16 protein-coding genes and 2 riboswitches are annotated in these 15,511 nt (G+C 37.1%); of the genes, 1 reads left to right on the top strand and 15 read right to left on the bottom strand.

The genetic code is table 11. The features are described from left to right. Positions 1 to 763: 763 nt before the first annotated feature. Positions 764 to 1,222 carry a MarR family winged helix-turn-helix transcriptional regulator gene (locus J2Y03_RS20130; RefSeq protein ID WP_310197394.1) on the bottom strand — a complete coding sequence of 153 codons (459 nt, stop codon included), beginning with the start codon at positions 1,220 to 1,222 and terminating at the stop codon, positions 764 to 766. A 376-nt stretch (positions 1,223 to 1,598) separates the two neighbouring features. Between J2Y03_RS20130 and J2Y03_RS20125 the strand changes: the two genes are divergently transcribed. Further along, entirely contained in the window at positions 1,599 to 2,876 is a 1,278-nt protein-coding gene (locus J2Y03_RS20125) for an MFS transporter (protein ID WP_310197391.1), read from the top strand. A 430-nt stretch (positions 2,877 to 3,306) separates the two neighbouring features. Here the strand turns inward: J2Y03_RS20125 and sufB are convergent, their stop codons facing one another. The 14 genes from sufB to J2Y03_RS20055 form a co-directional block, all read right to left on the bottom strand. Continuing rightward, a complete protein-coding gene (gene sufB, locus J2Y03_RS20120; RefSeq protein ID WP_132092533.1) occupies positions 3,307 to 4,704 on the bottom strand; it encodes a Fe-S cluster assembly protein SufB in 1,398 nt (465 codons plus the stop codon). Between the two features lie 49 nt (positions 4,705 to 4,753). After that, positions 4,754 to 5,191, bottom strand: coding sequence for a Fe-S cluster assembly sulfur transfer protein SufU (gene sufU, locus J2Y03_RS20115; protein ID WP_132092536.1), 438 nt, complete (start codon positions 5,189 to 5,191; stop codon positions 4,754 to 4,756). Then, positions 5,181 to 6,410, bottom strand: a complete 1,230-nt coding sequence (locus J2Y03_RS20110) for a cysteine desulfurase (protein ID WP_310197386.1) — start codon at positions 6,408 to 6,410, stop codon at positions 5,181 to 5,183. The genes sufU and J2Y03_RS20110 overlap by 11 nt, the downstream gene beginning before the upstream one ends. Continuing rightward, positions 6,410 to 7,720: a Fe-S cluster assembly protein SufD gene (gene sufD / locus J2Y03_RS20105; protein ID WP_132092542.1), complete on the bottom strand. Its 1,311-nt coding sequence runs from the start codon at positions 7,718 to 7,720 to the stop codon at positions 6,410 to 6,412. Before sufD ends, J2Y03_RS20110 begins: the two co-directional genes overlap by 1 nt. Before the next feature lie 23 nt (positions 7,721 to 7,743). After that, positions 7,744 to 8,529, bottom strand: coding sequence for a Fe-S cluster assembly ATPase SufC (gene sufC, locus J2Y03_RS20100; protein WP_132092546.1), 786 nt, complete (start codon positions 8,527 to 8,529; stop codon positions 7,744 to 7,746). Between the two features lie 434 nt (positions 8,530 to 8,963). After that, positions 8,964 to 9,800, bottom strand: a complete 837-nt coding sequence (locus J2Y03_RS20095) for a MetQ/NlpA family ABC transporter substrate-binding protein (protein WP_310197383.1) — start codon at positions 9,798 to 9,800, stop codon at positions 8,964 to 8,966. Positions 9,801 to 9,816: 16 nt separating this feature from the next. Further along, a complete protein-coding gene (locus tag J2Y03_RS20090) occupies positions 9,817 to 10,482 on the bottom strand; it encodes a methionine ABC transporter permease (RefSeq protein WP_132092552.1) in 666 nt (221 codons plus the stop codon). After that, a complete protein-coding gene (locus J2Y03_RS20085; protein WP_132092555.1) occupies positions 10,475 to 11,500 on the bottom strand; it encodes a methionine ABC transporter ATP-binding protein in 1,026 nt (341 codons plus the stop codon). Before J2Y03_RS20085 ends, J2Y03_RS20090 begins: the two co-directional genes overlap by 8 nt. Before the next feature lie 128 nt (positions 11,501 to 11,628). After that, positions 11,629 to 11,737, bottom strand: a riboswitch (SAM riboswitch). A 132-nt stretch (positions 11,738 to 11,869) separates the two neighbouring features. Beyond that, positions 11,870 to 13,186, bottom strand: coding sequence for an O-acetylhomoserine aminocarboxypropyltransferase/cysteine synthase family protein (locus tag J2Y03_RS20080; protein ID WP_310197380.1), 1,317 nt, complete (start codon positions 13,184 to 13,186; stop codon positions 11,870 to 11,872). A 66-nt stretch (positions 13,187 to 13,252) separates the two neighbouring features. Continuing rightward, positions 13,253 to 13,355: riboswitch (SAM riboswitch) on the bottom strand. A gap of 117 nt (positions 13,356 to 13,472) precedes the next feature. Beyond that, positions 13,473 to 13,781 carry a thioredoxin family protein gene (locus tag J2Y03_RS20075; RefSeq protein ID WP_132092561.1) on the bottom strand — a complete coding sequence of 103 codons (309 nt, stop codon included), beginning with the start codon at positions 13,779 to 13,781 and terminating at the stop codon, positions 13,473 to 13,475. A gap of 3 nt (positions 13,782 to 13,784) precedes the next feature. Next, positions 13,785 to 14,141, bottom strand: a complete 357-nt coding sequence (locus tag J2Y03_RS20070) for a toprim domain-containing protein (protein ID WP_132093012.1) — start codon at positions 14,139 to 14,141, stop codon at positions 13,785 to 13,787. A 138-nt stretch (positions 14,142 to 14,279) separates the two neighbouring features. Further along, positions 14,280 to 14,519: a YusG family protein gene (locus J2Y03_RS20065; RefSeq protein WP_310197378.1), complete on the bottom strand. Its 240-nt coding sequence runs from the start codon at positions 14,517 to 14,519 to the stop codon at positions 14,280 to 14,282. Positions 14,520 to 14,633: 114 nt separating this feature from the next. After that, entirely contained in the window at positions 14,634 to 15,017 is a 384-nt protein-coding gene (gene gcvH / locus J2Y03_RS20060) for a glycine cleavage system protein GcvH (RefSeq protein ID WP_132092567.1), read from the bottom strand. Positions 15,018 to 15,052: 35 nt separating this feature from the next. Further along, positions 15,053 to 15,409: an arsenate reductase family protein gene (locus tag J2Y03_RS20055; RefSeq protein WP_310197374.1), complete on the bottom strand. Its 357-nt coding sequence runs from the start codon at positions 15,407 to 15,409 to the stop codon at positions 15,053 to 15,055. Positions 15,410 to 15,511 lie beyond the last annotated feature (102 nt).

The following is a 15,511-nucleotide window of genomic DNA, read 5'->3' as shown; positions in this document are numbered from 1 at the left end:
AAACCTCTACATCCCCTGATATATAAAGGTTTTTGAATGTTATCCAATAGAACCTTCCATCTCGAACTTGATTAATTTTAATAATCAAAGTTATTGAACTGGTTTCAAAGAAACCGCTATATTAACGTTTTGCCGATTTCACTTATTAAAGTCTATAATATTTTATCAAACAGACTCGGCACAAAATCGGCACATAGTGAGACAGTGAAGTGAGGAGAAGAATTACTCCTCACTTTTTTGATATTAGAACGATAATATTACACATTTACATTAACAAAACTTTTATTAATTCACTGTTCTTTATAAGAATAAAAGGCTATTCGTTCAAAAGCAGAAGCTAAATCATTGCTTCTGAACTTAAGGTTAAGTTGAGAAAAATGCATGACATAACCTAAAAAGGTTCCTAAACAAAAAAGACACTTAATAAGCATTACCAGATTAATAAGTATCTTTCTAATAATTCATTTATGGTACCAAGTGGTCGGGTTAGATATAGCCTCGAGAACCCTCATTTAATATGGCCACCTTGCTTGCGTTACCCTTTTGTTAACCTAAAGACATTTCCTAAACTTATTCACCATAATACACATTTCCATAGAAAAAACGAACACCTTTTATATAGAAGGGTTCGCTTTTAGTTACAAAAACGATACTCCACAAATGCTTGCTATGGATTCAATAGACCCTACATCACCAAGGATGCCCCTCTCTTACATTAATAGGTGTTAGCACCCATTAAAATTCAAGTTCTAATAATAATTTATCAAGCCTCGTTTAATTCAATTGATTCTTGTAAATTCTTTAGCGTTTCTAACAATTCTTTATAGTTTTCCTTACCCATACCATTTTCAACTTTTTCTTGTATTTGTACCCAAATAGGCGCTGCTTCCTCTAATTTGACAAGACCTATATCGGTTATCGAAATGGATTTTGTTCTTGAATCATTTTTATCTTTCGTAATGTTAACGTAGCCACTTTTCTTTAGGATATCCACATTCCGAGTAATAGTAGTTTGGTCAAGTAACATAATCTCTCCTAACTTGCTAATTGAAATCTCTTTATGACGGGCAATGTTTACTAACATATAGTATTGGGTGACTTTTAAGCCAGTAGGTTGCATTTGCTTTTCATATGCTTGGGTAACAATTCTTGCTGCTTTTCTAAGGTTCGCACAGGCACAAAATTGTATAATATAATCCATCTCATTGTGTTTGTTATTCATAAAGTAGATCTCCTTTCGAATCCATTCAAATTTATAAGTCGTTCACAGATATTTTCATTAAAGAGGCATTTAATATTTAATAGGGAAATATTTCTTGACAGATAATATGTTTATTAATACCATTATACATGCATATACATGAATTTAAAAAGAGTAGAAAAGACATTGTTTCTTTTTATAGCTTGTTCAATATATGCATATACATATAAGTGAATGAAGGAGGATATTCTATGCGGGATTATGCTTAATTGAAATTCTTTATAAGGCTCAAATCAATTCCTTTATTGCATTAAAATTGGTGTTTCCCTTTAAAAGAATGCATTTTACACTAAAAATACGGAATATTAAGAAAAATATAAAGATTACGGGTGAGGTTATGAAACGTATTCACTATAGCTGGTTTATTCTTGCCATAACATTTTTCTCCATTATTGTAGCCGGAATTGTCATGTCATCATCAGGGGTTTTCATAGACCCCTTAGAAAAAGAATTTGGCTGGGATCGATCGATTATTGCACTTGCTTTTGCCATTAGTCTTTTTTTATATGGGATATCAGGACCGTTCATGGCAGCATTATTAGAAGTGATTGGGTTAAAAAAAATGATGATCGTTTCAATGGCCACTTTGCTAACAGGTATCATACTTACTTTAATGATGAACCAGTCATGGCAGATGATCTTTATTTGGGGCGTAATAATTGGACTAGGAGCAAGTCTTTTTTTAACGGTAGTAAGTCCATATGTGGCGAATCATTGGTTTGAGAAAAGAAGAGGTCTTGCAGTAGGAATATTAACGGCAAGTACAGCAACAGGTCAGTTAATTCTACTTCCTGTTTTAGCGGCTATAATCGAAAATTATTCGTGGCGCTGGGCGATTGCTTTATTTATGATCCTTAGTTTCATTATGCTTTTCATAATCCTTTTATTTATGAAAAACACACCAAAGGATGTAGGTATTCTTCCATATGGACTGGAAAAAGAAATACAAGAGAGCAATAAAGGAGAAAAGAAAAATCCTATTGTTTTAGCCTTCAATGGCTTATTCGAAGCTGTGAAGGTGAAGGAATTTTGGTTATTAGCTGGTAGTTTCTTTATTTGTGGGCTTTCAACGAGCGGTTTAATTGGTACCCATTTTATTTCTTACTGTATAAGTTTTGGCATCCCTTTAGTGACAGCGGCTTCGTTTCTTTCGTTTATGGGAGTCTTTAACCTAGTAGGAACAACTCTATCCGGTTGGCTGTCAGATCGTTTCGATAATCGATGGCTATTATTTTGGTACTACGGTTTAAGAGGGGCTTCGCTTGTGTTACTTCCATATGCATTAAATGAAGGTTCTACTACTCTGCTAGTTATCTTTACTGTGTTTTATGGATTAGATTGGATTGCAACTGTTCCTCCTACTATTAGTATCTCAAGACAAATCTTCGGGATTACTAAAAGTGGAATAATCTACGGTTGGATTTTCGCATCTCATCAGGCAGGTGCTGCAGTAGCTGCATATGGAGGGGGTCTAATCTATAAATTTTTCAACACTTACACGTGGGCATTCTTCTTGGCGGGAGTATTCTGTTTATTAGCAAGCTTATTTGTCATTATTATAAAAAAACAACATTCAAGTCAATTAACTAAAGAAGGAATAATCAATATACAATAATACTTACTCAAGATAAATCTGCTAAATTAATATTCCGTTCCTCCCGCATCTTAATTTTTTATATGACAAAGTAATTATAAATTCTGGCAAGTAGTTCATTATTAAGTTAACAAAAGCCTAATTTTTCGGTGCTGGAAGAGAAAAATTAGGCTTTTTATTTGCATTTCCATACATTGTATATAAGCATTTTCCTAAGACAACCCCCAGCAAGCCTTAAATATGTTTCAAATCGATTGGGGCATAGAAGCATCAAAACAACAGCAGATACTTATCTTGCTATCACAGAAAAAATTGAAGAAGACGAACTTCAAAAGTTCGCCTCCTCCATTCAAAGATAATTAATTTCAAATCAGCACGAAATCGGCATGCCGACAATTTCACACTTTATATATACCACTCAAACCCCTGATGTATAAAGGTTTTTTCTTTATTATCCGATAGAACCTTCCATCTCGAACTTGATGAGACGGTTCATTTCGACTGCATATTCCATTGGTAGTTCTTTTGTGAATGGTTCGATGAAGCCCATGACGATCATTTCAGTTGCTTCCTGCTGTGAGATTCCTCGGCTCATTAGATAGAACAGCTGCTCTTCTGATACCTTAGAAACCTTTGCTTCATGCTCAAGTGAAATATTGTCGTTTAGGATTTCGTTGTATGGAATGGTATCAGAAGTTGATTGATTATCCATAATCAACGTATCACATTCGATATTTGCACGAGCGCCATCTGCTTTACGTCCAAAATGAACTTGACCACGATAGGTAACTTTACCACCATGCTTAGAGATCGATTTTGAAACGATGGTTGAAGATGTATTTGGAGCTAAGTGAATCATCTTTGCTCCAGCATCCTGGTGCTGACCTTTACCTGCAATCGCAATGGATAATGTCATACCACGTGCTCCTTCTCCTTTAAGGATAACAGCAGGGTATTTCATCGTTAATTTTGAACCGATGTTACCATCAATCCATTCCATGGTTGCATTCGCTTCACAAACGGCACGCTTAGTAACTAAGTTAAAGACATTGTTTGCCCAGTTTTGAATCGTTGTATAACGGCAATAAGCATCTTTCTTAATTACAATTTCAACTACTGCACTATGAAGTGAGTTCGTAGTATAAACTGGTGCTGTACATCCTTCTACATAGTGAACATGTGCGCCTTCATCAACAATGATTAACGTACGCTCAAATTGTCCCATGTTTTCAGAGTTAATTCGGAAATACGCCTGTAATGGTGTATCTACTTTAATTCCTTTAGGAACATAGATAAATGAACCACCAGACCATACAGCAGAGTTTAGTGCAGCAAACTTGTTATCTGTCGGTGGAATCGTTTTACCAAAGTGCTCGCGGAAAATATCCTCATTCTCCCTAAGAGCAGAATCAGTATCTTTAAAAACGATACCTAAATCTTCAAGTTCTACCTTCATGTTATGGTAAACAACCTCAGATTCATATTGTGCAGATACACCAGCAAGATATTTCTGCTCAGCTTCAGGAATCCCAAGCTTGTCAAACGTTGCTTTAATTTCTTCAGGGACTTCATCCCATGATTTTTCAGATTTCTCAGAAGGTTTTACATAATAAGTGATTTCGTCAAAGTTTAACGGAGCTAAATCTCCGCCCCATTGCGGCATCGGCATTTTGTAAAATTGCTCGAGTGATTTCAAACGGAAGTCAAGCATCCACTGCGGTTCGTTTTTTAACTTTGAAATTTCTTTTACAATATCACTTGTCAAACCACGTTTTGAACGGAATATGGAAACGTCCTTATCGGCAAATCCGTATTTATAATCACCGATTTCCGGCATTTTTTTCGCCATTGTCGAGTTCCTCCATTTCATAAACAAAAAGGGATAATCCCTTTTTGTTCTATTGTTGTTCCTCTTCTTTCAATCCCTTTTCCATTGCCTTCCATGCTAACGTAGCACATTTAATACGGGCTGGAAATTTGGAGACACCTTGAAGTGCCTCGATATCACCTAGGTCAACATCATCATTATATTCTTTTCCTTGAATCATATCGGAAAAAATCTTTGAAAGCTTGATTGCTTCATCTACGCTTTTTCCTTTAATAGCCTGAGTCATCATGGAAGCAGATGACATCGAAATGGAACAGCCTTCACCCTCAAAACGTACGTCCTTGACAATCCCGTCTTCAACCTTAAAAGTCAATTGAATTCGGTCGCCACAAGTAGGATTATTCATATTGATGGTATGACTTCCATCCTCTAAAAGCCCTCTGTTGCGTGGCTTTTTATAATGGTCCATAATAACTTGACGGTAGAGTGCATCTAAATTAGAAGACATCGCTGAAATACTCCTTTGTTTTAACAAGTCCTTCAACTAGCTTATCAATATCGTCTTCTGTGTTGTATAAATAAAAGCTTGCACGAGCAGTTGCTGAAGCCTTCAGCCATTTCATCAACGGCTGCGCACAATGATGTCCGGCACGGACAGCAATTCCTTCTGCATCCAGAACAGTAGCAACATCATGCGGATGTACATCGTCTAAATTAAAGGTAACGAGACCCGCACGTTTCGCAGCATCTAATGGTCCGTAAATAGTCATTCCAGGAACAGATGACATTTTATCTAACGCGTAAGCAGCAAGCTTATGCTCGTGTTGTGCAATATTATCTAAGCCAATCTCATTTAAAAAGTCAATCGCTGCTCCAAGACCAATTGCACCTGCAATGATCGGAGTTCCTGCTTCAAACTTCCATGGAAGTTCTTTCCATGTTGATTCCTGTAAATGAACAAAATCAATCATTTCACCACCGAACTCAATCGGCTCCATATTTTCTAACAAATGCTTTTTCCCATATAGTACACCAATCCCAGTAGGTGCACACATTTTGTGTCCAGAAAAAGCTAAGAAATCACAATCTAGGTCTTGTACATCTATACTCATATGCGGCGCACTTTGTGCCCCGTCGACTACCATAATAGCTCCATTTTCATGGGCAATTTTCGCGATTTCCTTAACAGGATTGATTACACCTAATACATTGGATACTTGCATAACGGAAACCACACGAGTATTCGCTGTCACCGTTGCTTGAACATCCTCAAGCGCAATCGTTCCATCTTCTTGAAGCGGGATGTACTTTAACACCGCTCCCGTCCGTTTCGCTACTTGCTGCCAAGGTATAATGTTGCTATGGTGTTCCATATAAGTAATTACAATTTCATCACCAGCAGTTAAATTTTCCGCCGCATAACTTGCAGCAACCGTATTGATAGAAGTGGTTGTACCTCTTGTAAAAATAACTTCCTGGGTTGATTTTGCATTTATAAACTTACGAACCTTTTCCCTTGCCCCTTCGTAGGCATCCGTTGCACGTGTTCCGAGCGTATGAACACCTCGATGGACATTGGAATTGATTTCTTTATAATATTTTTCCACAGTCTCAATGACTTGGATAGGTTTTTGAGAAGTTGCTGAACTATCAAGATAAACAAGTGGTTTTCCATTTACTTCCTGATCTAAAATAGGAAATTGACGACGAATATCATGGACATTCATTATCGTACTTTCCTTTCAATCACAGCGGTTAACTGCTTCTTTACTCCTTCGATTGGTAGCTGGTTAACTACTGGAGCAAGGAAACCATGGATAACCAAACGTTCTGCTTCTTTTTTCGGAATTCCGCGGCTCATTAGGTAGTAAAGCTGAACAGGATCCACACGTCCAACTGAAGCTGCGTGACCTGCGGTTACATCATCTTCATCAATAAGAAGAATCGGGTTAGCATCTCCACGAGCTTTTTCACTTAGCATAAGCACACGTGATTCCTGCTCTGCATTGGATTTTGAAGCACCGTGCAAGATATGACCAATTCCATTAAAAATAGAAGAAGCACTATCCTTCATAACACCGTGTTTCAAAATATAGCCCTCTGTGTTTTTACCATAGTGAACAACCTTCGTGGTGAAGTTTTGTGTCTGTTCGCCACGTCCAACTACGACAGTCTTAGTATCGCCAATAGCACCATCACCAACAAGGTTAGTTGTATTTTCTGAAATCGTATTTCCTTCATTCATTAATCCTAGTGACCATTCAATCCGTGCGTCTCTTCCTGCAGCCCCACGACGATTCACGTATGTTGTAATACCCTTTGCTAGGGTATCAACAGCACCATATTGAACCTTGGCACCAGCCTTTGCGATTACTTCTGTCACGATATTAAAAACACTATTAGCAGACTCAAGTGTTGATAGATAGTTTTCTACATACGTAACCGAACTATTATCGTCGGCAACCACAATCACATGATTGAAAAGGTTAGTTTCTGCATTGTCATGTAAATAAATCGAATGGATAGGCTCTTTAATTTCAACATTTTTTGGAATGTATAGGAAAGCACCACCATTAACAAGTGCTGCATGTAAGGCAATCAAACGGTGTTCGTCAACCTTAACAGCTTCTGTTAAGAAGTACTTCTTAACCAAATTGCCATGTTCACGCACTGCTGAAAAGATATCTGTAAAAATGACTCCTTGCCCCTTTAATTCCTCTGTTAAGGAAATGTAAGCAGGTGTATGATTACGTTGAATATAGAGATTTTTTGCCGCAGCCTCGTCACCGATTAACGCTTTTACTTCTTCAGGAAGCTCAACAAGTGAAGAGAAACCATCACTTTTTACGGTATGTCGATCAAATTGTGTGAAATTCCACTTATCAATTTTCGTCTTATCAGGTCTTGGCATCGGAAGGTTTTCGCTCAATTCTAATGCTTTAAGACGAAGTTCCTCCAACCACGCAGGCTCGTTCATTTCTTTTGAAAAGGAACGAACAAAATCTTTATCAAATGATAAATTCGTTTCTGTTGTCATGATTATCCTCCTAACGCTAACTCTTACGCTTCTTGCCCAACTGTTTCATCTTCAATTCCAAGCTCTTGCTTGATCCAGTCATATCCTTCTGCTTCTAAGCGTTGTGCTAGTTCTGGCCCGCCTGATTTCACAATACGGCCTTGCATCATAACGTGCACATAGTCAGGAGTGATATAATTTAAAAGTCTTTGATAGTGAGTAATAATTAAGCACCCAAAGTCTTCATCGCGCATTTGATTGATTCCCTTTGATACAACCTTTAGGGCATCGATGTCTAATCCTGAGTCAATTTCGTCTAATATCGCGATTTTTGGCTCAAGCATCATTAATTGAAGGATTTCATTACGCTTTTTCTCCCCACCGGAGAATCCTTCATTTAAATAACGTTGTGCCATATCAAGATCCATCTCAAGGTATTCCATTTGCTTATCCATTTTACGGATGAATTTCATAAGAGAAATTTCATTCCCTTCGCCAAGACGGCTATTAAGGGCAGAACGTAAGAAATCTGCATTTGTAACACCGTTTATTTCACTTGGATACTGCATCGCTAAAAATAGACCCGCACGTGCACGTTCATCTACTTCCATTTCAAGAACATTTTGATCATCTAAAGTAATATTTCCGCTAGTCACTTCATATTTTGGATGACCCATGATAGCAGAAGATAATGTAGATTTACCAGTACCGTTTGGTCCCATAATTGCGTGGATTTCTCCACCTTTTATTTCAAGGTTTACACCTTTTAAAATTTCTTTTCCATCAATTGCTACATGTAAATCTTTGATCGTTAATGTTGATCCAGCCATATATATACCTCCGCAAAGATAATTTTGTATCTTGTAGCCTTTGAACTTCGGCCCCAAAACTCTATTCTCACTTTATTCTCATTACAATCTTATAACAAATCGAATCTGTTAGCAACTCATAAACAGTAATAACTTTTGTTATATGAAAAAGAATTTTTATTTTCACTCAACTCAATCCAAATGAGAATGAATTTGAAGACAAGATGTGTTTGTATCAAATTAATTCGTAAAATTAAATCATGTGACCTCTTTATGTAATTCACATTATGAATAAAATCATAACGTATTTATCACTATTTTCCTAGACATCAGCATTATTATATCCTACCTATTTTTACCTATAAAATTGGTTTCATGTACATTTACCTGAATAAATAATGGAAGAAAGCCAGTGAATTAATTTCACTGACTTCATCTTTCTACTATATTATTTCTTATTCAGCTACCGTTACGGCACCTTTGTATTTTTCAAGAATGAAATCTTGGATTTCCTTTGACTGAAGGACTTCAACAAGAGCCTTGATTTCTTCTCGATCTTTATCCTCTGAACGGACAACTACAAGGTTTGCCGGTACTACGTCATCACCTTCAAAAGCAATTCCATACTTTCCGATGTCAACATTGCCTTCTAATGCGTAGTTTGTATTAATAACGACCGCATCACCTTCACCACTTTCGAAAGAAGTAGCTAATAATTTTGCTTCAATTAATGTTGAGAAATCAAGATTTTTTGGATTGTCTACAATATCCTCAACTCTTGCATTTGCGCCAACGCCTTCTTTAAGCTTAATTAATCCTTCCTTTTCAAAAATCGGTAAAATACGTCCATGGTCACTTAGTGAATCACTCATAATAATTTTTGCACCGTTTGGAAGGTCTTTCAAGCTTTTATATTCTTTAGAATAAATGCCGATAGGTTCTTTATGAATTTCACCAACACTTACAAAATCAAAGTCCTTATTTTCTTTCATTTGCAATTCTAAGTACCCTGGTGTTTGAAAGTAGTTAGCATCGAGATCTTTATCCCTCAAAGTTACATTTGGAAGAATATAGTCTTGGAAAACTTGTACTTCTAAATCAATGCCTTTTTCCTTTAATAACGGTTTTGCCGCGTCTAGCACTTCTGCATGAGGTACAGCAGATGCACCAACGATTAATTTCTTGTTACCAGTTGTATCTGACGACGATTCGTCTTTTTCTTTTCCACCAGCGCACGCAGTTAATGCAATTGCTAAAACTGCTAATAAAATAAAACTAATTAGCTTTTTCATCTTCTAACTCCTCCAGTTATCGTTTATCTGTTTTCTTTGTAAAATAATCTCCAATAAATTGGATAATAAATACCAAAATTAAAATCGCAATCGTTGCAACTAATGTAACCATTGGTCTATTGCGCTGAAAACCTTCAAGATAAGCAAAATGTCCGAGTCCACCGGCTCCAATGACCCCGGCCATAGCAGTAAAGCCGACTAGCGAAATAGTCGTGACGGTAATCCCTGAAATTAATGCCGGCAAAGATTCCGGTATTAGGACTTTAAAAATCAGATGACCGTGTGTTGCACCCATCGATTGTGATGCCTCAATCACACCTTTATCGATTTCCCTTAGAGCAATTTCTACCATTCGTGCATAGAAAGGAGCTGCACCAATAATTAGCGCCGGCAGGGCCGCATTGGCACCGAGAATAGTGCCAAGCAATAATTTTGTAAGTGGAATTAATAAGACAATTAAGATAATAAAGGGAATTGATCTGAAAATATTTACAAAACCAGCAATTATGACATTAACGGTCCGATTAGCCCATATGTTCCCTTTATCTGTTAAAAATAACAGCAGACCAAGAAGCAACCCTAAAACAAATGTGGCAAACACTGAAATGGAAGTCATATAAATGGTTTCACGTGTTGCCTCTAATAAATCTTCCCATTTTACCATTTCCATAAAGTTAGCCATTACTGATCACCTCCACTCCGACTTGCTGTGAGTGAATATAATCAACGGCTTTCTGTATTTCGTTCGCTTCCCCATCCATGTGGATAAATAATGTTCCATATGATCCGCTTTGCGTGTGGGAAATTTTCCCTTGAAGAATATTTATTATAATATCGAAATTCCGGATAATGTTTGTGATTAATGGCTGTTCTGTTGATTCCCCTACGAACGAAAGCTGCACTACTTTTCCACGTGGATAAAGTTCAAGAAGATGTTCGATTGTTTCTTTCGTTTCTTCAGGTTCCGTAACTTGCTGGACAAATCGTTTCGTAATTGGCTGCTGCGGATGTTTAAACACATCCAAAACCGTACCGAGCTCTACGATTTTCCCACTTTCCATCACCGCTACCCGGTGGCAGATTTTACGAATAACATGCATTTCATGTGTAATCAAGACAATCGTTAAACCAAGACGTTTATTGATATCCACTAATAATTCCAAAATGGAATCTGTTGTTTGCGGATCAAGAGCTGATGTCGCTTCATCACAAAGCAGTACTTTAGGGTTATTGGCAAGTGCTCTAGCAATACCAACCCGTTGCTTTTGCCCGCCGCTAAGCTGTGATGGATAAGCATTTTCCCGTCCTTCAAGACCAACCAGCTTAACTAGCTCTGCAACCCTTTTCTTTCTTTGCGGTCCTTTTACTCCAGCAATTTCTAAAGGAAAAGCGATATTTTCACTTACTGTCCTTGACCAAAGTAAGTTAAAATGCTGGAAAATCATACTAATTTCTTGGCGGGCTTTCCGAAGCTCACTGCCCTTGATTTTTGATATAACACGACCAGCTATGGTAATAGATCCGTCTGTTGGCAGCTCCAGTCCATTAAGCATTCGAATCAGGGTACTTTTTCCGGCACCACTATATCCAATTACACCAAATATTTCTCCTTCTTTTATTTCTAAGTTAACATCATCGACTGCTTTAAGCTGACCATGTTTTGAAGGAAAAACTTTACCTACATCTTTAATAGAAATCATTCCATCACCTACTTTTTATCCAAATATATAAATATAGGGTTTGACTGTTTTTAGAAAAACATTCTTATATTAGAAAAATTAAAAAGCCTTTCTGCATGGGCAGAAAGGCATCATAAATAAAAACCTTTCTCCCATCTTCCAAAGCATTCGCTTTGTGTGAATTGGCACCATTTCAATAATAATATTGACGGTTGCCGGGCTTCATCGGGCACATCCCTCCACCTCTCTTGATAAGAGCTATAGCATTCTATATTCAATTAACACGTTCACGAATTAAAGTAATTATTTTAGTACAAAAATTATCTTAACATGGATAAAAAGTAGCGTCAATTAATTTTCTACATATTTTGAATAAACTTTTTTATCCTATTATGCTTTTGTTTTAATAGATGATACACCTGTTGCAGCCTCAATCGCAGATTCTAGGTCTTCAATTAAATCTTCCACATTCTCAATACCAATAGAAAGGCGAATTAAATCTTCGGAAACTCCAGCTGCCTTAAGGCCTTCTGCATTTAACTGTTGATGAGTCGTGCTAGCTGGGTGAATAATTAAACTCTTCGCATCTCCAACATTTGCTACATGCGCAAATAGTGTAATGGAGTCAATTAATTTCGCTCCTGCTTCTCTTCCACCTTTAATACCAAAAACAATCATAGAACCTGCGCCTTTTGGTAAATACTTACCTGCCAATTCATGATCCGGATGGGATTTGTGTCCTGGATAGGAAACCCATTCTACAGCAGGATGGTTGATTAAATACTCAACTACTTCCTTCGTATTGGCAACATGTTCTTTCATTCGTACATGTAGTGTTTCAAGTCCCAACGTAAATTGAAATGCATTTTGCGGGCTTAAAGCAGGTCCTAGGTCACGTAATAGTTGTACTCGTGCTTTAATGATATAAGCTACAGCACCAAGTGCTTCCGCATATACAAGGTCATGATAACTTGCATCAGGAGTAGTGAAACCAGGGAATCTTGGTGAATTCCAGTCGAACTTTCCTCCATCGACAATAACCCCGCCTGTTGATGTTCCATTACCTAGAAGCCATTTCGTTGCTGAATGAACAACAATATCCGCGCCATATTCTATTGGTCTGCAAAGGTAAGGCGTAGCAAAAGTGTTATCAATAATCAAAGGAACCCCAGCTTCATGGGCAATATCTGCTACTTTTTCAATATCAAGGATTCTTAAAGACGGATTACCAATCGTCTCTGCAAACACAGCTTTTGTTTTATCAGTGATTGCATCTCGGAAATTTTCTGGATCTACAGGATCTACAAACTTTACATTAATTCCATATTTCGGCAGAGTAATGGCGAATAAGTTGTATGTTCCACCATATAGATTAGACGCTGAAACGATTTCATCTCCTGCTTCAGCAATATTTAGAATGGCCAAGGTTATCGCAGCCATTCCGCTTGCTACTGCTAGAGCACCTACTCCACCTTCCAACAAGGAAACTCTTTCCTCGAAAACAGTTGTTGTTGGATTATGGATTCGAGTATATATGTATCCAGGCTCTTTCAATGCAAAAAGATTAGCAGCATGTTCTGTATTTTTAAATTGATAGGCATTATTTTGGTAAATCGGAACTGCTCGCGCACCTGTAACTGGATCTGGTGCCAACCCGCCATGAACACTCAAAGTTTCAAATCGATATTTTTTTTGATTTTCCCCCATACTAAACACTCCTCCAATTTTTAATACCAAACAAAAATCCCCCTCTTCAAGAAGAGGGGGATTCTCTTCTTATCTGCCAGAGTGAAGTACTCTGCTGGAAGTAGCACCGTGTTGTTTAACCGGTTGCCGGGCATCATAGGGCCAGTCCCTCCGCCTCTCTGGATAAGAAAGTATAAAAGTATCATAATAGTTAATTGAATATTTCAAAAAAATAATACACCAAATCATGTACTTCAGTCAATAGTTTTTTGAAATAACGCAGAAAACAGATGCTTTTGCATCTGTTTTAGTTAAAACATTGTTTAATTTTCTCATATAAAAAAGGAACAGAGTGGAAAGCATAAATCATCTCAACCAATTCTCCATCCTTGATAAATAACAGGCAGGGAACACTTTCAATTGCAAATCTTTCTGCTAACTCTGGGAAATAATTCAAATTCATTTTTCCTATTTTGACATCCACCAATTTTTCAATTACATGGAGCATTCTCGATGCTACCTGACAAGTACCACATAAAGGAGTATAGAAGTATATGAGCCCTGATGAATGATTATTTAAGAATGATGATACCTCGTCTTGATTCAAATCGTTCATTTCTTAACCCATCTCTAAAAATTCAGAATGAACATCGATATTTGCACCTAAAAGGACTGTGGCTAGATGGTACACGGGTGCAGTTGCTACTTCACGGTACATCCTGTCAATATAGAGATGTTCCGCTTGAGGGAACTCCCTTTTCAATTGTTTACGAAGCTTTTCACCAGCATCATCAGCATCAACCAGAATATAGACCTCTTTATCTTCGAGAGAATCAATTAATTCATCTAATTTTGCCATGCTGATTGTCCCATTTGTACATATAATCTCGATTGGTTCCTTCAGAATACTTTTTACCTTTTTCTTATCTGATTTTCCTTCTACAATCAGAACTTTATCACCATACGTATCATTCATCATTCAACATTCATCACCTATACGAAAGAAAGTTATTTGTTTGATGCTAACATATTCGAAAACTAAAATAACGTGTGAATATATTAACTATACCATGATTGTTTTATTGATAATAGGTGTATGCTCATGGGTAAAGGACTAGCACCAACCACCATCATCACAATCCGTATATTTTGCATCTGGCTGCTCTGTAACTGTCACATTCTGAAAAATCTTCCTTTGTTCTACTTCAAATCGTTGATCTAGCTGAAAAGTCATATCCCCTGGCAGCTGAATTTTTCCAATAGATGTGTTATCAAGAAATAATTCCATCTCACCATTTTTCACTTTTCCAACTACTCTATCTGTCACATCAATTTTCTGCTGTTTCAATGTCATACCATAAGCCCCTTTTAATTAAAGTTTATTCTATTATCCCCTAGTTTTAGAATAAAGAAGGTGCGAATTTTTGCCATAAAAAAACACCTTGATAAACAAGGTGTTACGCGCATATTAATCTTCTTTCGTCATTTCTTCATATTGCTCTGCAGTCATTAGTTTGTCCAATTCACTGCTGTCAGAAGGCTCAACCACGATCATCCATGCTTTTTCATATGGAGATTCATTAACAAATTCAGGGCTGTCACTTAAATCTTCGTTAACCTGTACTACTTTACCACTTACTGGTGCATATAATTCTGATACTGTTTTAACAGATTCAACACTGCCAAATGGCTCATTCGCAGTCACTTCATCGCCAACCTCAGGAAGTTCAACGAAAACGATATCTCCTAGTTCCGATTGTGCAAAGTGAGTAATTCCTACACGGAATGTTTCTCCTTCAACCTTTACCCATTCATGTTCTTCTGAATAACGCAATTCCTTTGGTGTAGTCACTATAAAATCCCTCCATTAATTTATTAAAAGCTTGCTTACAACCACATTTTCTCATACTCTTCTTCTTTAAAACCAACTGTTACTTTTTCTCCATCCGATACCAAGGGTCTTTTGATTAACATCCCATCTGATGCTAATAAATCTAACAGCTCATCTTCTGAGGCGGTAGTTATCTTATCCTTAATACCCAATTCACGATACTTTTGCCCGCTGGTATTAAAGAATTTTTTAAATTCAAGTCCGCTTTTTTCGAATAGCTGCCGGAGCTCAAGCCGTGATGGAGGACTTTCAACAATATGTATTTCTTCGTAGGAAAGATGATGTTCATCCAGCCATTTCTTTGCTTTTCTACATGTACCACATTTCGGATACCAGTAAAAAGTAAGTGACATTCATTTCACTCTCCTCTAGCCAAAAATATCCGTGACATTATTCGTCACTTGAATAGTAACATAACAAGAAAAAAAGTAAAAATGGTTCATCCTAAATATTCG

Origin of the sequence: Neobacillus niacini, assembly GCF_031457145.1 — a bacterium.
Taxonomy (GTDB): Bacteria; Bacillota; Bacilli; order Bacillales; family Cytobacillaceae; genus Neobacillus; species Neobacillus niacini_J.
The sequence above is the reverse complement of the archived record's forward strand: the minus strand, read 5'-3'. Positions and strand labels throughout refer to the sequence as shown.